We start from the raw sequence: 19,583 nt of genomic DNA on the forward strand, positions 1-19,583 counted from the left end.
ACCGGCTTTTCACTGGAAGTCGCGGTGTTAACCTTCAAACGCCCATCTCAGGGCATTTCTTACGTTCAAGGTAGACTTTTCCTTCCGCTCTTGGCGACTGCTCAGCGGCGCGAGCGGAAGTGGGAAAAGCGCCAGTACCCTCAAGGAGCCCCTCGCCATGCACGCCATCAGCTTTATTCAGGACCTGGCCGTGATCATGCTGGTGGCAGGGGTGGTCACCATCCTGTTTCACCGACTCAAGCAGCCGGTGGTACTCGGTTACATCGTCGCCGGCTTCATCATCGGCCCGCACACCCCGCCGTTCGGTCTGATCCATGACGAAGACACCATCAAGACCCTCGCCGAGCTGGGGGTGATCTTCCTGATGTTCTGCCTGGGCCTGGAATTCAGCCTGCGCAAGTTGTTCAAGGTGGGCGCCACGGCGTTTATCGCGGCGTTCCTCGAAATCATCCTGATGATCTGGATCGGCTACGAGATCGGCCAGTGGTTCGACTGGAACACCATGGACTCACTGTTCCTCGGGGCAATCCTGGCCATTTCCTCGACCACCATCATCGTCAAGGCGCTCAATGACCTGAAGATGAAGAACCAGCGCTTTGCCCAGCTGATTTTCGGCGTGTTGATCGTCGAGGACATCTTGGGTATCGGCATCATCGCCTTGCTGTCGAGCATCGCCGTCAGTGGCATGGTCAGCTCCGGCGAGGTGTTTTCCACGGTCGGCAAGCTCTCGCTGTTCATGATTGTGGCGCTGGTGATCGGCATTCTGCTGGTGCCGCGCTTGCTGGCCTATGTGGCGAGGTTCGAAAGTAACGAAATGCTGCTGATCACCGTGTTGGGCCTGTGTTTCGGCTTCTGCCTGCTGGTGGTCAAGCTGGAATACAGCATGGTGCTGGGGGCGTTCCTGATTGGCGCGATCATGGCCGAGTCCCGCCAGTTGATTAAGATCGAGCGCCTGATCGAGCCGGTTCGCGACATGTTCAGCGCTATCTTCTTCGTAGCGATCGGCTTGATGATCGACCCGCAGATCCTGCTCCAATACGCCTGGCCGATCGCGGTGATCACCGTGGCGGTGGTGCTGGGGAAGATGTTGTCCTGCGGCCTCGGGGCGTTTATTGCCGGCAATGACGGCCGCACCTCACTGCGCGTGGGCATGGGGCTGTCACAGATTGGTGAGTTTTCCTTCATCATCGCCGCGCTGGGGATGACGTTGCAGGTAACCAGCGACTTTCTTTACCCGGTGGCGGTGGCCGTCTCGGTGATCACCACCTTGCTCACGCCCTACCTGATTCGCAGTGCCGACCCGCTGTCACTGAAGATTGCCGCCGTAATGCCCACGCGCTTGAGTCGGGTGTTTGGCCTGTACGGCGAGTGGTTGCGCAGTATCCAGCCGCAAGGCGAGGGCGCGATGCTGGCGTCGATGATCCGCAAGATCATCCTGCAGGTGGGGGTGAACCTGGCGCTGGTGATTGCGATTTTCTTCACCGGCAGTTTTTTTGCGGCGCGCATCGGAGGTTATCTGGAAGGCTGGATCAGCGATCCAAGTTGGCAGAAGGCTCTGATCTGGGGTGGGGCGTTGCTGCTGTCGCTGCCGTTTCTGATTGCGGCGTACCGCAAGCTCAAGGCACTGTCGATGTTGCTGGCCGAGATGAGCGTGAAGCCGGAGATGGCCGGGCGGCATACCCAACGTGTGCGACGGGTGATCGCGGAGCTGATTCCGATTCTGTCGCTGTTGGTGATTTTCGTGCTGCTGGCAGCTTTGTCAGCCAGCATTTTGCCGACCAATAAGTTGCTGGTGTTGATTGCCGTGGTGACGGCGGCGGTGGCAGCGGTGCTCTGGCGCTGGTTCATCCGCGTGCATACGCGGATGCAGGTGGCGTTGCTGGAGACGCTGGATAACCATAAGGATACGTCGGAGCACTGAGGATGCGCTGAGTATCCAATGTGGGAGGGGGCTTGCTCCCGATGTCAGTGTGTCAGTCACTGAGGGTGTTGACTGATCCACCGCTATCGGGAGCAGGCCCCCTCCCACATTTGAATCGGCTTGGCGGTGCCCATGCAGTCGCGATCAGCTTTCCAGCCAGACGTCCCGCGCCCAGTGCCACACCGATTCCCAGGTTTCTTCCTGGACCAGTTCTTCTTCAGCGGACCACAGCACCACAGTGCCGTCTTCCTCGACGCAGTAATAGTCGTCGCCGTCCTGACAGATCGGGATCAGGCTGCGGTCCACGCCGGCATCCCAGGCGTTGGCCGCCACTTCCGGCAGGTAGGTGTGCGATTGGGGGTCGGTGACGGTCACCGGCTCCAGGCTGCCGTACACCACGTCGCTGACGGTGAGCAGGAATTCGCGGAAGACGAACGGGATATCGATGAACAGCTGTTCCTCGATTTCCACCAGTTGGTCTTCGTCAGGCAGTTCCAGAGGAACCGGTACGGGCTCGTTGGCTTCACGCAATTGTTCGATGATTTCTTCCACGGCCGGGATCCTCTTGCTAGATGGCGCGGTTAATAGGGGCGTTTTATACAGTAGCTCGCTATAAGTGCAACCGTGAAATAGAAAACCCCGGACAAGTCCGGGGTTTTTTATTACCGCATGCTCAAGCGTGCGGGTATCAGCTGTTCTGGCGGATACCGGCGACCAGCCATGGCTGGTTCTCGCCCTGCGGACGTTCCATGTTCCAGCTTTCGCTGAACGCTTCGCCCTGGTCGAAGCGCGAGGTCTTCGACACACCGCTGAAGGTCAGGGTGGCGATGGTCTTGTCGGCGCGATCATCCACACCGTCCAGCTGGACGCGCAGGTCGTCGATGTAGGTCGACTGGAACGCATCGCCAATCTCGGCACGTTCGCGCTTGAGGAACTCCAGCAGTTGCGGGGTCACGAACTCGGCGATCTTGTCCATTTCGTTGGCGTCCCAGTGCTGCTGCAGGGACTGGAAGTGGCTGCGGGCCGCTTCGACGAAACGCTCCTCGTTGAACCAGGCCGGTGCATTGATCACCGGACGAGCGGGAGCCTGTGCTGCCGAACCACCGAAGATCGAACCCATTGCCGCAGGCTTCTGCTCGAAGACTTCACGCTGCATCGGCGCGCCGGCCGGGGCCATATGCTCCTGCTGCTTGCGGCGACGGGCAGCGATGAAGCGGAAGATCACAAAGGCGATGACCGCCAGGATCAGGATGTCGAAAATCTGCATGCCCTGGAAGCCGCCGCCCATGAACATGGAGGCCAGTAGGCCACCGGCTGCGATGCCGGCCAGAGGGCCGAGCCAGCGCGACGCACCGCCGGCTTTGGCAGCAGCGCCAGCAGCACCGGCTGCACCTGCGGTAGCTGCAGCACCGCCGGCACCCGCGGAAGGAGCCATTTGGCTGGTTTGGTGAGTCGGTGCCGAGCCCATGCTTTTGCCGCCACCGAAGCGTTTGGCGTTGGCGTCGATGCTCATCGTCAAACCGATGCACAACGCCATGGCGATGCTAAGAAAACGTTTCATAAAGGGAATTCCCATTTGTGGATTGCACGCGCGCCATGTTGCACAGGTGTTGTGGCAGTGGCTAGCGGCAGAGTGTTTCGGGCTTTTGCGTAGGACCTATTCCGAAGGGTCTGTAGGACTAATTACAGATATTGGCCCGCGCTCGTTAAAAACAAGGGCGGACCAACAGCCTTCATGTAGGCAAATGTGTCAGACCGCCTCGAGCTTGGCATAACCCATCATCAGCCACTTGCTGCCTTCGGCGAAGTTCACCTGCACCCGAGCCTGGGCGCCGGCGCCTTCGAAGTTGAGGATCACCCCTTCGCCGAAAATCGAATGCCGCACCTGCTGGCCCAGACTGAACTGGGTTTCGGGAATCTCGGACCCTGCAAACAGGGTGCTGCTGTTCTGTTGCTGGCCACCGCCGAACGGGCGGCTGACGCTGTTGGACAGGCGCACTTCCTGAATCAGCCCCTTCGGCACTTCACGTACGAAGCGCGACACCTTGTTGTAGGTCTCGCTGCCATACAGGCGCCGGGTCTCGGCGTAGGTCATCACCAGGTTCTGCATCGCCCGGGTGATGCCCACATAGGCCAGACGGCGCTCCTCCTCAAGGCGGCCCGGCTCTTCCAGGCTCATCTTGTGCGGGAACAGACCCTCTTCCATGCCCACCAGGAACACATACGGAAACTCCAGACCCTTGGCGCTGTGCAAGGTCATCAGCTGGACGCTGTCTTCATGCTCGTCGGCCTGCGTGTCGCCGGCCTCCAATGAGGCATGACCGAGGAACGCGGCGAGCGGTGTAAGGTCTTCTTCGGTCTCGGCATTTTCGAACGCCCGCGCGGCGCTGACCAGTTCCTCAAGGTTTTCTACCCGGGCCTGGCCTTTCTCGCCTTTTTCCGCTTCGTGATAGGCGATCAGCCCGGACTGTTCGATCACGGTCTGGGTCATCAGGTGCAGGGGCATTTCCATGCACTTGGCGGCGAGGGTCTCGATCAGCTCGACAAACCCGCCCAATGCCCCGGCCGCACGGCCGGTCAGGCCTTTATTGGCGATCAGCAAGCGCATGGCTTCCCACATCGATACATCGGCGTGGCGCGCATGGTCGCGGATCGCTTCAACGGTTTTTTCACCGATGCCACGCGTCGGGATATTGATCACCCGCTCCAGCGCCGCATCGTTGCCACGGCCTTCCAGCAGACGCAGGTAGGCCATGGCGTTCTTGATTTCCGCGCGCTCGAAGAAGCGCTGGCCGCCATAGATGCGGTATGGGATACGTTCGCGCAGCAAGGCTTCTTCCAGCACCCGCGACTGGGCGTTGGAGCGATAGAGAATGGCGATGTCGCTGCGCGCCAGGCCGGTTTTCAGCGCGCTTTCGATGGTTTCCACCACGTAGCGCGCTTCATCGTGCTCGTTGAACGCGGCGTACAGGTTGATCGCTTCGCCTTCGCCGCCGTCTGTCCACAGCTCTTTGCCCAGGCGCCCGGTGTTGTTGGCGATCAAGGCATTGGCGGCTTTGAGGATACCGGCGGTGGAGCGGTAGTTCTGCTCCAGGCGGATGGTGGCCGCGTCCGGGAAGTCATCGGAATACTGGTAGATGTTCTCGATTTTCGCGCCGCGCCAGCCATAGATCGACTGATCGTCGTCGCCCACTACCATCAGGCTGTCACCGCCCTTGGCCAGCAGGCGCAACCAGGCGTACTGCACGGCGTTGGTGTCCTGGAACTCATCCACCAAAATGTGGCGAAAGCGTTTCTGGTAATGCGCCAGCAGGCCCGGGTTGTCGCGCCACAGGTCGAGGGCGCGCAACAGCAATTCGGAGAAGTCGATCACGCCGGCACGCAGGCAGGCGGCCTCGTAGGCTTCATAAACGCTGCGCATGGTGGCCAGGAACAGATCGCCGCTGGCTTGAATATGCTGCGGGCGCAGGCCTTCGTCTTTCTGGCCGTTGATAAACCACTGCGCCTGGCGCGCGGGCCAGCGCTGTTCGTCCAGGCCCAGTTCGCGCATCACCCGCTTGACCAGGCGTTGCTGGTCGTCGCTGTCGAGAATCTGGAAGGTCTGGCTCAGGCCCGCTTCCTGCCAGTGCGCGCGCAACAGGCGGTGCGCCAGGCCGTGGAAGGTGCCCACCCACATGCCGGCCGGGCTGATGCCCATCAACTGCTCGATGCGGTGGCGCATCTCGGCAGCCGCCTTGTTGGTGAAAGTCACCGACAGGATGGAGTGCGGCGACGCGTTCTCGACCTGGATCAACCAGGCGATACGGTGCACCAGCACTCGGGTTTTACCGGAGCCAGCACCGGCCAGGACCAACTGACGGCCAACGGGGGCGGCTACGGCCTGGCGTTGGGCATCGTTGAGGGAGTTCAGCAGAAGGGAGAGATCATCGCGCATCGACGCATTCTAGGGTGCCGGGGGGAGTCGGGCAAATCCCAATGCCGCTCGGTCGACGGAAAACCTGCGGCGCGCTGTGGTCCGGTAAACATTCTTTCGCATGGGATGACCGGTAAGTCATGGCCACAGCCCGCGCTGCGTCTCGCTGAAGGCCTCTGGACCCAGCTTTGCGTGCCTTTGACAGGTGATTTTTATCGCACAGGGCGGTTTGGCCCGGGCACTTGCTTGTGTATGCTCCGCGAACGTTCGGGCTCACCATTATAAGAACATCGCCTATGACCCTCAGCACTGACCTGTCTGGCCTCACGGCCGCGCCCGCGCAGGTTATCCGCAAGCACTACGCCACCGAAATGGCGGTCGAGCGCACACGCCTGCTTTATCAGGGCTCGCTGCTACCGACCCTATTGATGTTGGTGAACGGTCTGGTCTGTGCCTGGCTGCTGTGGAACCCCCGGCAATACCTGCTCGACAGCCTCTGGATGGTCTGGTTGCTTGCCCTGGTGGCGATGCGCGTGATTCAGGTGGCGGCGTTTGATTCGGCGATGCCCAGTCGGCAGGCGCAACCGGTATGGCGGCGCATGTTCATGCTCGGCTCGGCGGTCAGCGGCCTGACCCTGGCCATCGCCGCCATCGCCCTGGTGCCCAAAAACAGCTTCATGCAGCAGGCCTGGGTGTTCGGCCTGCTCGGGGCGGCCACCTTGTCGGCCAGCGTGGCCTACGCCGTGAGTCTGTCGGCATTCCTGTCGTTTGCCTTGCCGTGCCTGGTACCGGCCATTGCCTATCTGTTCTGGGACGGCGCAGCGCAGCAACGTGGCTGGGCCGTGCTCGGGCTAATTCTGCTGGCATCGCTCAGCCTGGTCGCCTGGCAGGTCAACCGCCTGATCCAGCGCGGGCTGGTGCGGCGCTTCCAGAACCAGGCCTTGATCGAACACCTGCAACAGGCCCAGCAGCGCAGTGAGCAGCTCAATCAGGACCTGGTGCGCGAAGTCGAGCAGCGGCGCAAGGTCGAACAGGACCTGCGCGAGGCGCAAATCGGCCTGCAGGACCGTGTGGCGCAACGCAGCCAGGAACTGGATGCCGCCAGCCTCGCCCTGAATAAGAGCGAAGAGCGCCTGGCCATGGCCCTGCAAGCCAGCGAACTGGGCCTGTGGGACTGGAACCTGCAGACCGACGAAGTCCACCACTCCCACCTCAAGGAATTGTTCGGCCTGGAACCCGAGTACATCACGGCCATGCTCAGCCATCTCAAGCCGCGCCTGCACCCCGAGGATGTGCCGCTGCTCAAGCGTGCGCTGGTGGATCACCTCAAGGGCCGCAGCGAGGACTATCAGGTGCAATACCGCGTGCGCCACGGCGATGGCCACTGGGTGTGGATCGAAGACCGTGGCCGCGCGGTGGAACATTCACCCAGCGGGCGCGTGATCCGCATGCTCGGCACGCGCCGTGATATCAGCGCCGACAAGGTCCTGGAGGAGCAGCAGCGGCTGGCCTCGACGGTGTTCGAGGCGGCCAGCGAAGGCATCGTGATTCTTGACCCGAATTACGCGCTGATCGCTGTCAACCAGGCCTTCAGCCGGGTCACCGGCTTCGATATCGACGACATGCTCGGCCGCAACGTCGTGGAGCTGCCCTGCAGCCGCGACGCTCGACGCCACTTCCCGCTGATCCATCAGGCGCTGCTCAGCCATGGCACCTGGCAAGGTGAACTGGTGGAAACGCGCAAGAACGGAGAGTTGTACCCGCAATGGCTGCAACTGAACGTGGTGCGCGATATTCGCGGCAAGGTCAGCCATATAGTGGGCTTCTTCGCCGATCTTTCCGCCAGGCGTGAATCGGAGGAGCGCATGCGCTACCTCACTCACTACGACGAATTGACCGGGCTGGCCAACCGCTCGCTGTTTCGCGAGCGCCTGCGCGAGGCTCATCAGCGGGTGCGTCAGGGCGGCCGCAGCCTGGCGTTGCTGCATATCAACCTGGACCGCTTCAAATTGCTCAACGATAGCCTGGGCCATGAAGTGGCCGACCAGTTGTTGCAAAAGATGGCGCGGCGCCTGATCAATGCCTTGCCCGAGGCCGATACCATCGCGCGCCTGTCCGGTGACGAATTCGCCGTGCTGTTTGACGCCTACGGCAACCTCTCCAGCCTGGCCCGGGTGGCCACGCGATTGTTGGCCAAGCTGCGCGTGCCGGTGACCGTTGAGGGGCATGAATTGGTGGTCAGCGCCTCTATGGGGGTCAGCCTGTTGCCGGATAACGCGCGGGAAATTTCCGAGCTGGTCAGCCAATCGAACATGGCCATGCAACACGCCAAGCACCTGGGCGGCAATAACTTCCAGTTCTACACCGACAGCCTGCAAGCCAGCACCCTGGAGCGTCTGCAGCTGGAAAACCACCTGCGCAAGGCCATCGAAGAGCGTCAGCTCACGGTGTTCTACCAACCCAAGCTGTGCCTGGCCAGCGGCACGCTCAATGCGGCCGAAGCGCTGGTGCGCTGGGAGCATCCGCAGTGGGGCATGGTGCCGCCGGGGGATTTTATCGGCCTGGCCGAAGAGACCGGCCTGATTGTGCCGCTGGGCGAGTTCGTGCTGCGCCAGGCCTGCTGGCAAGCCTGTGAGTGGCAGCGCCAGGGGCTGGCGCCGATCCGGGTGTCGGTGAACCTGTCGGTGCATCAGTTGCGCCAGGGCAAGCTGGTCAGTCTGGTGCGCCAGGTACTCGAAGAAACCGGCCTGGACCCGCAATACCTGGAGCTGGAGCTGACGGAAAGCCAGTTGCTCGACAGCGTCGAGCACATCATCGCCACCTTCCAGCAACTGCGCGACCTGGGGGTGAAGCTGGCCATCGACGATTTTGGCACCGGCTATTCGTCCCTGAGCTACCTCAAACGCATCCCCGTGGACTACGTGAAGATCGACCAGACCTTTATTCGTGGGCTGGGGCAGGGGCGCGAAGACGCGGCCATCACCCGCGCAATCATCGCCATGGCCCACGGCCTGGCGCTCAAGGTGGTGGCCGAAGGCGTGGAAGATCAGCAGCAACTGGATTTCCTGCGCGCGCAACAGTGCGACGAGGTGCAGGGCTACCTGATCAGCCGGCCGATCCCGGCTGAACAGTTCGCGCAATTGTTACGCGAGAATGCAGATTTTCCTTAACGACGTCGGGTCCGCCCCTGGTGCTACATGATGTGTGGCCTCAGATTCACAGGGGAAGGGGGCGATTTAGTGAAGGATCAAACGGGCAAAACGACAATTCCTGTAGTATAACTACAAGCTTGCTACATCCCTGGCGCCTGCCAATAACAAGAGTCCTGCCCTGTGAATCTGCTGCAACATATCGCCCAGTCGCGCCACCTGTTACGCAAATCGGAACTCAAGGTTGCCGATCACGTGCTGCTTGACCCCGCGGCCGTGATGCACAGTTCCATGGCCGACCTGGCCCACAGCGTGGGCATCAGCGAGCCGACCATCGTGCGCTTCTGCCGCGCCATCGGTTGCTCGGGGTTCCAGGACCTGAAACTCAAGCTGGCCCAGAGCCTGGCTGCCGGTGCGAGTTTTGGTCAGTTTGCGATCCACGAAGACGATTCGGTCGCCGACTACAGCCTTAAGATTTTTGACACCACTCTGCATACCCTGATGGAAGTGCGCGAGAAGCTTGACCCGGTGGAGCTGCAAAAGGCCGTGACCGCCATGTCCCAGGCCCAGCGCGTGGAGTTCTACGGTTTTGGCGCCTCGGGTGCGGTGGCGGCCGACGCCCAGCACAAGTTCTTCCGCTTGCTGCTCACCGCAGCTGCCTACAGCGACCCGCACATGCAGGCGATGTCGGCGGTGACCTTGAAGCCTACCGACGTGGCCATCTGCATTTCCCAGTCCGGCCGCTCCAAAGACCTGCTGATCACCGCCAACCTGGTGCGCGAAAGCGGCGCCTCGCTGATCACCCTGTGCCCGAGCCAGACGCCATTGGCGGAACTGTCCACGGTCAACCTGGCGATCGATGTGCACGAAGACACCGAAATCTACACGCCGCTGACCTCGCGTATCGCCCACCTGGTGGTGATCGACGTACTGGCCATGGGCGTTGCCATGGCGCGCGGACCGAGCCTGGTCAACCACCTCAAGAGCGTGAAGCGCAGCTTGCGCAGCCTGCGGTTATCGCCCAAGTCGGTCAAAGCCCTGGACGACTGACCTCAGTTCAAACCCATTCCAAATGTGGGAGGGGGCAAGCCCCCTCCCACATTTTGATCTCCAGTGTTTTTAGAATCTTCACCGAGCTGTCACAGTCGTGTCATCCCCCAGGACCATCCTGAGCTCCCGTACTCGCATTGGGAGACTCGAAATGGCCCGGCACTACGAAGAAAGCAGCAGCTCCGTCAAAACCCGTCGTCAGCAGGAAGACCAGCGCCGCATGGCGTTCCGTCGCGCGATCGAAGACCGTTGTGACCAGCGTCAACTGTTGCAGAGCATCAGTGACTACCCGGAACTGCATTGGCAGGCACCCGCGGCCGCCCAGCGAAACGCTCAGCCAGCGCGCTGATCTGCAACCGCTCGCTGCGGATAAAGCCCAAGAAGGCATGGGCTACCGGTGACAGGCGCTTGGCCTTGGCCTGCACCAGGCACCAACTGCGGTACAGCGGCAGTTCCTCCACCGGCAGCTCCCTGAGCCCGCCGGTGGCCAGTTCCATGTTGACCGCATGGCGCGTCAGCAGCGCCACGCCGAGCCCGGCGCACACGCATTCGCGTTGCGCCTCGGCCGAAGCCACTTCCACCGTCTGGGTGAAGTGCACGCGTTTTTCCTTGAAGTATTCCTCACAGGCCATCCGGGTGCCGGAGCCCGGTTCGCGCAGTAGCAGCGTGTAAGGTTCCAGGTCCTGCAGGCGCAGCGGGCCCTTGAGGCTCAACGGATGATCCGGTGGCGCCACCGCCACAATCGGGTTGTTGAGGAAGGGCAGGAATTCCAGGCCCATGTCCTGAGGCACCATGGACATGATCACCAGGTCGTCGCGGTTGTCCGACAGCCTGCGAATGACCTGCGCGCGGTTGACCACCGTGAGGTGCAGTTGCACTTCCGGATGCTGGCGCTTGAAGGCGGCAAACAGGTGCGGCACGAAATACTTGGCGCTGGACTCCACCGCCAGTTTCAGTTGGCCCTGCAGCGACCCCTGCATGTCCGACAGCTGCATGTCGAGGTTTTCCAGGCGCCCGAAAATATCGCGGCTGGCCCGCTGCAGCGCTTCGGCGGCCTCGGTCATGTAGAGCTTTTTGCCGACATAATCGAACAGCGGCTGACCGATCAGCTCCTCAATCTGGCGAATTTGCAGGCTGACGGCCGGTTGTGTGAGGGACATTTCCTCGGCTGCGCGGCTGTAGGACCGCAGATCACACACCTCATTGAAGATTTGCAGCTGACGCAATGTCAGTCGCATCAATGACTTACGCATTTTTAAAGCACCCCGGCCAACCCTGATGCAGTGACTATAAGTCTTTGCTTATACACAGCCCAATAATTATTGATTTTTGTTAATCCCTCCAGCGGCTTAGTGTGTGTCTCGCGACTGTCATGAAACATTTGGTCACGCGCCGACCCCGCTTCATCGGGTCGATGACGCAGCAATCGGCTCAAGGGAATTTCCAAGTGATAAAAAAGATCCTGATCGCCAACCGTGGGGAAATTGCCGTCCGCATCGTGCGTGCCTGTGCCGAGATGGGTATTCGCTCGGTCGCGGTGTTTTCCGATGCCGACCGTCATGCGCTGCACGTCAAACGTGCCGACGAAGCCCACAGCATTGGTGCCGACCCTCTGGCCGGTTATCTCAACCCGCGCAAGCTGGTGAACCTGGCCGTGGAGACCGGTTGCGACGCGCTGCACCCCGGCTACGGCTTCCTGTCGGAAAATGCCGAACTGGCCGACATCTGCGCCGAACGTGGCATCAAGTTCATTGGCCCTTCGGCTGAAGTTATCCGCCGCATGGGTGACAAGACCGAAGCGCGCCGCAGCATGATCAAGGCCGGCGTGCCGGTTACCCCCGGCACCGAAGGCAATGTCGCCGATATCCATGAAGCCCTTATCGAAGGCGACCGCATTGGTTACCCGGTGATGCTCAAGGCCACGTCCGGCGGCGGCGGGCGCGGCATTCGTCGGTGTAACAGCCGTGAAGAACTCGAACAAGCCTTCCCCCGCGTGATCTCCGAGGCCACCAAGGCTTTCGGTTCGGCGCACGTGTTTCTGGAAAAATGCATCGTCAATCCCAAGCACATTGAGGCGCAGATCCTCGGTGACAGCTTTGGCAACGTGGTGCACCTGTTCGAGCGCGATTGCTCGATCCAGCGCCGCAACCAAAAGCTCATCGAAATTGCCCCCAGCCCTCAACTCACCCCTGAACAGCGCGCCTACATCGGCGACCTGTCGGTACGCGCCGCCAAAGCCGTGGGCTACGAGAACGCCGGCACCGTGGAGTTTTTGCTCGCCGAGGGCGAAGTGTATTTCATGGAGATGAACACCCGGGTGCAGGTGGAACACACCATCACCGAAGAAATTACCGGCATCGATATCGTCCGCGAGCAGATCCGCATCGCCTCGGGCCTGCCGCTGTCGGTGAAGCAGGAAGATATCCAGCACCGTGGTTTCGCGTTGCAGTTTCGCATCAACGCCGAAGACCCGAAGAACAACTTCCTGCCCAGCTTCGGCAAGATCACTCGTTATTACGCACCCGGCGGCCCTGGCGTGCGCACCGACACGGCGATCTACACCGGCTACACCATCCCGCCGTTCTACGACTCCATGTGTCTGAAACTGGTGGTGTGGGCGCTCACCTGGGAAGAAGCCATGGACCGCGGCCTGCGTGCCCTGGACGACATGCGCCTGCAGGGCGTGAAGACCACCGCCGCCTATTACCAGGAAATCCTGCGTAATCCGGAATTCCGCAGCGGCCAGTTCAATACAAGCTTTGTGGAAAGCCACCCTGAGCTGACCAACTACTCGATCAAGCGCAAACCCGAAGAGCTGGCCCTGGCCATCGCCGCCGCCATCGCCGCCCACGCAGGCCTGTGAGGAATACAACAATGTCCAAGAAAATCTTTGTAACCGACACCATCCTGCGCGACGCCCACCAATCGTTGCTGGCTACGCGCATGCGCACCGAAGACATGCTGCCGATCTGCGACAAGCTCGATAAAGTCGGCTACTGGTCCCTGGAAGTCTGGGGCGGCGCGACCTTCGACGCCTGCGTGCGCTTTTTGAAGGAAGACCCGTGGGAGCGCCTGCGCCAACTGCGCGCCGCGTTGCCCAATACGCGCCTGCAGATGCTGTTGCGCGGGCAAAACCTCTTGGGCTATCGCCATTACAGCGACGACGTGGTGAGGGCGTTTGTCGCCAAGGCTGCCGTCAACGGCATCGATGTATTCCGCATCTTCGACGCAATGAATGACGTGCGTAACCTGCGCGTGGCCATCGAAGCAGTCAAAGCCGCCGGCAAACACGCCCAGGGCACCATCGCCTACACCACCAGCCCGGTGCACACCGTCGAAGCGTTCGTGGCCCAGGCCCGGCAGCTGGAGTCCATGGGTTGCGACTCGATTGCGATCAAGGACATGGCCGGCCTGCTGACCCCCTACGCCACCGGCGAACTGGTCAAGGCGCTGAAAGCCGAGCAGAACCTGCCGATTTTCATCCACTCCCACGACACCGCCGGCCTGGCTGCGATGTGCCAGCTCAAGGCCATCGAAAACGGTGCCGACCACATCGACACTGCGATCTCCAGCTTCGCCTGGGGCACCAGCCATCCGGGCACCGAGTCGATGGTCGCCGCGCTTAAAGGCAGCGAATTCGACACCGGCCTGAGCCTGGAGCTGCTGCAGGAAATCGGCCTGTATTTCTATGCGGTGCGCAAGAAGTACCACCAGTTCGAAAGCGAATTCACCGCCGTCGATACCCGCGTGCAGGTCAACCAGGTGCCGGGCGGGATGATTTCCAACCTGGCCAACCAGTTGAAAGAGCAGGGCGCCCTCAACCGTATGAGCGAAGTGCTGGCCGAAATCCCGCGTGTGCGTGAAGACCTCGGCTTCCCGCCGCTGGTCACACCGACCTCGCAGATCGTCGGCACCCAGGCATTCTTCAACGTGCTGGCTGGCGAGCGCTACAAGACCATCACCAACGAAGTGAAGCTCTACCTGCAAGGCGGCTACGGCAAGGCGCCCGGCACCGTGAACGAGAAGCTGCGCCGCCAGGCCATCGGCAGCGAAGACGTGATCGATGTGCGCCCGGCCGATTTGCTCAAACCGGAAATGACCAAGCTGCGCGGCGAAATCGGGGCGTTGGCCAAGTCCGAAGAAGACGTGCTCACCTACGCCATGTTCCCGGATATCGGTCGCAAGTTCCTCGAAGAGCGCGACGCCGGCACCCTGGCGCCGGAAGTGCTGCTGCCGATCCCTGAAGCCGGCGGCGTGGCCCGCGCAGGCGGTGAGGGCGTGCCGACCGAGTTCGTGATCGACGTGCACGGCGAAAGCTACCGCGTGGACATCACCGGTGTGGGCGTGAAGGCCGAGGGCAAGCGGCACTTCTACCTGTCCATCGACGGCATGCCCGAAGAAGTGGTGTTCGAACCGCTCAACGACTTTGTCAGCAGCGGCGGCAGCAAGCGCAAGCACGCCACCGAGCCAGGGCACGTCAGCACGGCAATGCCGGGCAATATCGTCGATGTGCTGGTCAAGGAAGGCGACGTGGTCAAGGCCGGCCAGGCGGTGCTGATTACCGAAGCGATGAAGATGGAAACCGAAGTGCAGGCATCGATTGCCGGCAAGGTGAGCGCTGTTCATGTGGCCAAGGGCGACCGGGTCAATCCGGGCGAAATTCTGATTGAAATCGAAGGCTGACACACAGCCTTCGACCGCTACCGTTTAATCCTCGGGGGAGCAGATGCTCCCCTTTTTTTTGCCTGTGATTTGGCGGCCGCGGCGCTTAAAAACTCATCGTCCACTGCCCCATCAGGCCCTGGTTGCGGCTGTGGGTACCGGCCTGGCCGCTGTAGCTGAGGCCGACGGTGTGTTGCGCGGACAGCGCAAGGTCGAGGCCGGCTTGCAATTCCAGGCTGTCGCGGTCGAGTGAGGTGCCGGTGATGGTGAAATCGTCAATCAGCCCCGGGGTGTGGCGATAGGACTGACGCACCTGGCTGTCGACCGCGCCGTAGAGGTGTTTCCAGCGGGTGCTGAGGTGGGGAGTGAGGCTGACCTGGTGATCGAACCGATACTCCGTCGCCAGACGCAGGCCAACGGTGCTGTTCAGGTTTTGCTGGGTTTGCGAGCCGACGTTCAGCGCGGCCAGCCCGCCGCGCTCCTTGAAGCTGTCGCGATGATAGCGCTGGTAGCCCAGCCCGATGAACGGCTCGGCGCTGACATCCGCGCTGCCCAACCGGTAGCCCAGCTCAGAGAAGAGGGTTTGGCTCTGGGCGTCGTAGCTCCCCTTGAGTTGTTCCTCATAGTCGAGCAGTTGAATGCGGCGCTTGTTGGTGCCGGCATGGCGGCTGTAGATGCCTCCCAGGCGCAGCGCCAAGGGCCCGTCCTGCCGGACTGCGTAGCCACCCAGGTGCCAACTGTCGAGGTCGGCGTCGAAGCGGTGGGCATCGAAGCGGCTGCTGGTCTTTGCGCCCATCACACCCACGCGCCAGGCCTGGTCCAGGGCCCAGTCGGCGCCCAGCATCAAGCCTTGGGTGTCGGTGCTTACGCCGGCGCTGCCGCCTTGCCTGGCCAGGCGACCTTCGTTGCGCACGCCTTTGGTCCAGAAGTGGCCCTCATCGGTGTCGGGCAATGCCTGCAGGGTTGAAAGCAGCTGGGTGCCAAGCTGCTGCGTAGTGTTTTGAGTGGCGGCGGCGAGGTTGGCGTTCTGACTGCCGGCCAGTTGTTCAAGGGCGGCACCCATTCCTCCGGGGTCCCGGGTGAGGGCGTCAGCGATTTTTTCCAGTTCTTCTTCCTCCTCCGATGTCAGTTCGGCGTCCATCAGCTTGGTGAGCGCGGGATCGAGCACGGCAGCGAGCTGCAAACCGTTGTAAGAGGTGGCCTTCTGGATCAGATAACCGTCCACCAGCGGCGTGTCGACCTCAGGCACTTCATACCACTCGGCATCCTCTGTGTCGTCGGGTTGCGAGTGGTGGTGCAAGTAGTCGAACTCACCTTGTGCATAGGCGGGTGAAAGGCCGACCGTGCTCATCGCGAGGGCCATGACCAGGGCAAATCTGTGGGGTGTATGAAGCATGTAATCCCAACCTCTGATAAATGAGGCCGGGAATTTAGCGAGATGGGCTGGTTATAAATGTCAGGCTGGCGACTGCTGTTTTGCGGGAGTTGTCCCTACTTGGCGGCGATTAAAAACACTTCAAGCCCTAGATGCTCGTTTGCATTAAATTGCGTTTTTTACGAGCTTTTGCAAAAAAAGTGCATTTTAATGCGTAAATATGGCCGCTATCTACTCTATAAATGCACTATATTGCAGTGACGCTGTGTAATTTGCCAGGCAGGTGCACCAAATTGCAGATGGAAAACACTTACCTTTTAATGTTGCAGATTTTCACCGACGGTCATTGGCGTGACGCTATGGTCCTCGAGTTCTCTGAGCCTCAAAAGGGGCTGGAGGGGGCCTGCAGGTTTCACTACCGACAGGATTATCTCGTCGACAACATTGAGGCCATCCAACAACCTTTTTCCAGGTCCGTCAGCGCACGGTTTCCACTGACCTGGGATGTTGCGGGGCTTTCATCAGCGCCCGCCTTTTTGCACGATATCGTCCCATCCGGTGCGGCCAGACGTTCCTTGATGAAACGCATAGGCCACGAAAAACCGCAGGACTTGAATGCCGATCTGTTTCTACTGTGGCGCAGCACACCGGCACCCATCGGCAACATGCGTATCAAGGAATCGGTGCAAGCGGTGGACGGCGAAGTGCCAGTTGGTTTTCCCCGGCATGAGGTGGTCGCTCGCGATAACAGCTTTTTAGAATATGCCTATGAGCAGGGTGCAGCGATCGGCGGTGCTACCGGAGCAGGCGGCGAGGCGCCGAAACTGTTGATGACCCAAGGCAGGGACGGCTTGCTGTATCCAGATGCTGTGCTGAATGACGATGAAGTGACTCAACACTGGTTCATCAAGTTCGCTCGCAACCAGGCTACACAGCATGACCAGGTCATCCTTAGAAGCGAATATCACTACTACAAAGCGCTTCAGGCACTTGGCATAAACACCGTCGCTGCCGATGGCCTGGCACTGGAAGAGGCCACCAAACCCAGCCTGTGGATGCATCGTTTTGACCGCAGAGTCGGAAAAAACGGCGTGGAACGCCTGGCTGTCGAATCGATTTACTCCCTGGCGGGCGTGACCACGCCAGGCAGCTATATGGATCACCTGGAAGTCATCAATCTGCTGGTTGAGCAATGGCGCGCTGTGGGCCAGCACTCTCAGATAGCTGAGCTGGTTGCCGAGTATCTACGTCGGGACTTGCTCAATAAAGTGCTGGGTAACTCGGATAACCACGGGCGAAATACCTCAATTATCCGTGAACGCGACGCCCTTCGCCTGGCACCCATTTATGACCTGGCGCCCATGGTGATGGATGACGAGGGCGTCACCCGAACGACCAAGTGGCCCAAACCCCTGGAAGTGGCGGGCGACATCAATTGGCGGGGTGTCTGCGATGCGCTGGGCGACATTCTCGATCCCGAACTGGCGTTTGAACGACTGCGCCAGGACGCCGAACAGTTGCGTGCGTTACCGGACATGCTCGCGGCTGGAGGACTGCCTGCCGTGACCTTGAATCACCCCAGTATCCCACTGGGCAAACTGGACCTGCGGCTCAAGCAGTGGGGGCTCAGATGACGACCAGCATGGATGCCCGTGCCTTGTTGCTGCAAAGCATTGAACAAGGCCTTGCCGACGGTTCACTGCAGATAGGCGAAGCCGTACGCCGCCTGCGCACTGAGGTCACCGGGCTGCACCAGAACCAGTTTGCCAAGATGTGCAAAATCTCGGTGCGCACCCTGGTGCATATCGAGCATGGCGAGGGCAATCAGACCCTCAAATCGCTGAACGCGGTGTTTCGCCCCTTCGGTATGCAGATGGGCGTAGTCAGGATACGCCGCAACTACTGAAGCGCTTCAACCGCGCCGCATATACCCCTTGCCGAAGTGCCGCTCCATGCGCGCCTGGATCAACTCCAGTGCCAGGGACATCACCCAGTAGATGATCGCCGCAGTGGTGAGCATCTCGATGTAGCGATAGCTGGAGCGGCCGTAGGACTGCGCGAGGAACATCACTTCCCACACCCCCATCACCGAGATCAGCGACGAGTCCTTGAGCATCGAGATGAACTGGTTGGTCGCCGGCGGGATGATGGTGCGCATGGCCTGGGGCAGGGTGACGTGCCAGAAAATCGCACTGTCGCGCATGCCCAGGGCCAGTGCGGCCTCGCGTTGTCCGTGGGGCACGCCGAGGATGCCGGCGCGGAAAATCTCGCTCAGGTAGGCGCCATAGTTGAGCGACAGCGCAATGATCCCGGCAACGATGGCGCCCGGCACCAGGCCCAGTTGCGGCAGACCCAGGTAGATCAGCAAAATCTGGATCAGCAGCGGCGTGCCGCGAAAGAACGACGCGTAGAAACTTGCGATGCCAAATGCCACCGCGCTTTTCGACAGGCGCCCCAGGGCCGTGACGAAACCCAGCACCGACGATGCCAGCATTGAGCACAGGCACAGGAAAAGCGTGAGTGCGGCGCCTTGCAGGAACCCGTTGGGCGCCAGATGCAGGCCGATCAGGTTGGGCAGCTTGTCGAGGATGATCGAAAACTTCAGGTCGAAGCTCAGGAAAAAACTCGCAAACAGGACGAACAGCGCTGCCCAGGTCAGGTAAAGCCGTGTGCGAAAACTCATTGGCTGATGTCGGCGCCGATCCATTTTTGCGACAGCTTGCTCAAGGTGCCGTCCTGTTTGAGCTGGGCGAAGACCTCACGCACCTTGCTGTCCCACTGCGGGTCGCCTTTCTCGATGGCCACCGAGTTGGGCTCCGAATACAACGGCGCGCCGGCCAGTTTGAAGCGTTTGTCCTGGCTCAGGCGCGGCTGTGCAGTGACCAGGTTGGTGAGGATCGCATCCAGGCGCACACCGGCGCCCAGGCCCAGGTCCTGGAAGGCTACGTTGTCGGTATCGTACGGTGCGATCTGCACGTCTTCGAACGGGTATTGCAGCTGCGTGTCTTCGGCGCCTTCGATCACCAGGTTCTTGTTCAGGTAGCTTTCGTAGCTGGAGGCGCTGGTGAGGCCGACTTTCTTGCCGCTCAGGTCCTTGGCCTCGTGGATGCGGTCATCCTGGGCATTGACCACGATCACCGCAGGCGATGCGTAGTACTCCACCGGGAAGTCGAACACCTCGGCGCGTGCCTTGCTCGGGGTCATGGAGCAGATGCAAATGTCATAGCGACCGCTCCAGCGGCCGGCGGCGATCACGTCCCACGAGGGGGTTTCCAGACGCAGTTTCACGCCCAATTTCTGCGCCACGGCCTTGGCCACGTCCACGTCGAAACCGTCGAGCTGATTCTGGTCATTGAGGAACGAAAACGGCGGGTAGCTTTCCATCAGCACGCCGACCAGTTCCTTCTTTTGCTCGATGCGGTCCAGTGTGGCGCCGCCAAAGGCTTGGGTGGAGGCAGCCAGCAGTGTCAGGCCCAGGGCCAGCAGCGGTTTGATTTTCAAAATTGAACACCT

General features: G+C 60.9%; 15 protein-coding genes. 8 read left to right on the forward strand and 7 right to left on the reverse strand.

Annotated elements, in window-relative coordinates; genetic code table 11:
* Positions 1–157: 157 nt before the first annotated feature.
* The gene (locus LUB09_RS07790) at positions 158–1,921 is read left to right on the forward strand and encodes a cation:proton antiporter (protein WP_231422265.1); all 1,764 of its coding nucleotides are present in this window, start codon (positions 158–160) and stop codon (positions 1,919–1,921) included.
* A gap of 144 nt (positions 1,922–2,065) precedes the next feature.
* Here LUB09_RS07790 and LUB09_RS07795 read toward each other — a convergent pair whose 3' ends face one another.
* The 3 genes from LUB09_RS07795 to uvrD all read right to left on the reverse strand — a co-directional run bounded on the left by LUB09_RS07795 (position 2,066) and on the right by uvrD (position 5,855).
* Positions 2,066–2,473, reverse strand: a complete 408-nt coding sequence (locus LUB09_RS07795; protein WP_209986585.1) for an SMI1/KNR4 family protein — start codon at positions 2,471–2,473, stop codon at positions 2,066–2,068.
* Positions 2,474–2,609: 136 nt separating this feature from the next.
* Positions 2,610–3,482 (reverse strand): Tim44 domain-containing protein, encoded by an 873-nt coding sequence (locus LUB09_RS07800; protein ID WP_209986582.1) that lies wholly within the window; start codon positions 3,480–3,482, stop codon positions 2,610–2,612.
* A 189-nt stretch (positions 3,483–3,671) separates the two neighbouring features.
* Positions 3,672–5,855 carry a DNA helicase II gene (gene uvrD, locus LUB09_RS07805; protein ID WP_209986578.1) on the reverse strand — a complete coding sequence of 728 codons (2,184 nt, stop codon included), beginning with the start codon at positions 5,853–5,855 and terminating at the stop codon, positions 3,672–3,674.
* 275 nt (positions 5,856–6,130) lie between these two features.
* Between uvrD and LUB09_RS07810 the strand changes: the two genes are divergently transcribed.
* The 3 genes from LUB09_RS07810 to LUB09_RS07820 all read left to right on the forward strand — a co-directional run bounded on the left by LUB09_RS07810 (position 6,131) and on the right by LUB09_RS07820 (position 10,382).
* Positions 6,131–9,004 carry a GGDEF and EAL domain-containing protein gene (locus LUB09_RS07810; RefSeq protein ID WP_231422266.1) on the forward strand — a complete coding sequence of 958 codons (2,874 nt, stop codon included), beginning with the start codon at positions 6,131–6,133 and terminating at the stop codon, positions 9,002–9,004.
* A 162-nt stretch (positions 9,005–9,166) separates the two neighbouring features.
* Positions 9,167–10,033 (forward strand): transcriptional regulator HexR, encoded by an 867-nt coding sequence (gene hexR, locus LUB09_RS07815; RefSeq protein WP_003177007.1) that lies wholly within the window; start codon positions 9,167–9,169, stop codon positions 10,031–10,033.
* A 151-nt stretch (positions 10,034–10,184) separates the two neighbouring features.
* Positions 10,185–10,382, forward strand: coding sequence for a PA3496 family putative envelope integrity protein (locus tag LUB09_RS07820; protein ID WP_082638316.1), 198 nt, complete (start codon positions 10,185–10,187; stop codon positions 10,380–10,382).
* Here LUB09_RS07820 and LUB09_RS07825 read toward each other — a convergent pair.
* Positions 10,312–11,286, reverse strand: a complete 975-nt coding sequence (locus LUB09_RS07825; RefSeq protein ID WP_209986569.1) for a LysR family transcriptional regulator — start codon at positions 11,284–11,286, stop codon at positions 10,312–10,314. The genes LUB09_RS07820 and LUB09_RS07825 overlap by 71 nt on opposite strands.
* A gap of 194 nt (positions 11,287–11,480) precedes the next feature.
* Here LUB09_RS07825 and LUB09_RS07830 point away from each other — a divergent pair, with 194 nt between their 5' ends.
* Both LUB09_RS07830 and oadA read left to right on the forward strand, forming a co-directional pair.
* The gene (locus LUB09_RS07830; protein ID WP_209986566.1) at positions 11,481–12,896 is read left to right on the forward strand and encodes an acetyl-CoA carboxylase biotin carboxylase subunit; all 1,416 of its coding nucleotides are present in this window, start codon (positions 11,481–11,483) and stop codon (positions 12,894–12,896) included.
* 11 nt (positions 12,897–12,907) lie between these two features.
* Complete coding sequence (gene oadA, locus LUB09_RS07835; RefSeq protein ID WP_231422267.1) at positions 12,908–14,716, forward strand: sodium-extruding oxaloacetate decarboxylase subunit alpha; 1,809 nt, start codon at positions 12,908–12,910, stop codon at positions 14,714–14,716.
* A gap of 85 nt (positions 14,717–14,801) precedes the next feature.
* On the opposite strand, the gene LUB09_RS07840 is transcribed toward oadA, so the two are convergent.
* Complete coding sequence (locus tag LUB09_RS07840) at positions 14,802–16,091, reverse strand: autotransporter outer membrane beta-barrel domain-containing protein (RefSeq protein ID WP_231422268.1); 1,290 nt, start codon at positions 16,089–16,091, stop codon at positions 14,802–14,804.
* Between the two features lie 278 nt (positions 16,092–16,369).
* Here LUB09_RS07840 and LUB09_RS07845 point away from each other — a divergent pair, with 278 nt between their 5' ends.
* Both LUB09_RS07845 and LUB09_RS07850 read left to right on the forward strand, forming a co-directional pair.
* Entirely contained in the window at positions 16,370–17,704 is a 1,335-nt protein-coding gene (locus tag LUB09_RS07845; protein WP_231422325.1) for a type II toxin-antitoxin system HipA family toxin, read from the forward strand.
* The gene (locus LUB09_RS07850; protein WP_209986558.1) at positions 17,701–17,976 is read left to right on the forward strand and encodes a helix-turn-helix domain-containing protein; all 276 of its coding nucleotides are present in this window, start codon (positions 17,701–17,703) and stop codon (positions 17,974–17,976) included. Before LUB09_RS07845 ends, LUB09_RS07850 begins: the two co-directional genes overlap by 4 nt.
* A gap of 6 nt (positions 17,977–17,982) precedes the next feature.
* On the opposite strand, the gene LUB09_RS07855 is transcribed toward LUB09_RS07850, so the two are convergent.
* Entirely contained in the window at positions 17,983–18,753 is a 771-nt protein-coding gene (locus LUB09_RS07855) for an amino acid ABC transporter permease (protein WP_209986554.1), read from the reverse strand.
* A complete protein-coding gene (locus LUB09_RS07860; RefSeq protein WP_231422269.1) occupies positions 18,750–19,571 on the reverse strand; it encodes an ABC transporter substrate-binding protein in 822 nt (273 codons plus the stop codon). The genes LUB09_RS07855 and LUB09_RS07860 overlap by 4 nt, the downstream gene beginning before the upstream one ends.
* Between the last annotated feature and the right edge of the window lie 12 nt (positions 19,572–19,583).

Origin of the sequence: Pseudomonas sp. Leaf59 (genome assembly GCF_920984685.1) — a bacterium.
In the GTDB taxonomy this organism is placed as follows: domain Bacteria; phylum Pseudomonadota; class Gammaproteobacteria; order Pseudomonadales; family Pseudomonadaceae; genus Aquipseudomonas.

Coding starts and splice junctions, on each gene's coding strand:
- LUB09_RS07790 (WP_231422265.1), top strand. CDS start 158: ATGCACGCCATCAGCTTTATTCAGGACCTGGCCGTGATCATGCTGGTG.
- LUB09_RS07800 (WP_209986582.1), bottom strand. CDS start 3,482: ATGAAACGTTTTCTTAGCATCGCCATGGCGTTGTGCATCGGTTTGACG.
- uvrD (WP_209986578.1), bottom strand. CDS start 5,855: ATGCGCGATGATCTCTCCCTTCTGCTGAACTCCCTCAACGATGCCCAA.
- LUB09_RS07810 (WP_231422266.1), top strand. CDS start 6,131: ATGACCCTCAGCACTGACCTGTCTGGCCTCACGGCCGCGCCCGCGCAG.
- LUB09_RS07820 (WP_082638316.1), top strand. CDS start 10,185: ATGGCCCGGCACTACGAAGAAAGCAGCAGCTCCGTCAAAACCCGTCGT.
- LUB09_RS07825 (WP_209986569.1), bottom strand. CDS start 11,286: ATGCGTAAGTCATTGATGCGACTGACATTGCGTCAGCTGCAAATCTTC.
- oadA (WP_231422267.1), top strand. CDS start 12,908: ATGTCCAAGAAAATCTTTGTAACCGACACCATCCTGCGCGACGCCCAC.
- LUB09_RS07840 (WP_231422268.1), bottom strand. CDS start 16,091: ATGCTTCATACACCCCACAGATTTGCCCTGGTCATGGCCCTCGCGATG.
- LUB09_RS07845 (WP_231422325.1), top strand. CDS start 16,370: ATGGAAAACACTTACCTTTTAATGTTGCAGATTTTCACCGACGGTCAT.
- LUB09_RS07850 (WP_209986558.1), top strand. CDS start 17,701: ATGACGACCAGCATGGATGCCCGTGCCTTGTTGCTGCAAAGCATTGAA.
- LUB09_RS07855 (WP_209986554.1), bottom strand. CDS start 18,753: ATGAGTTTTCGCACACGGCTTTACCTGACCTGGGCAGCGCTGTTCGTC.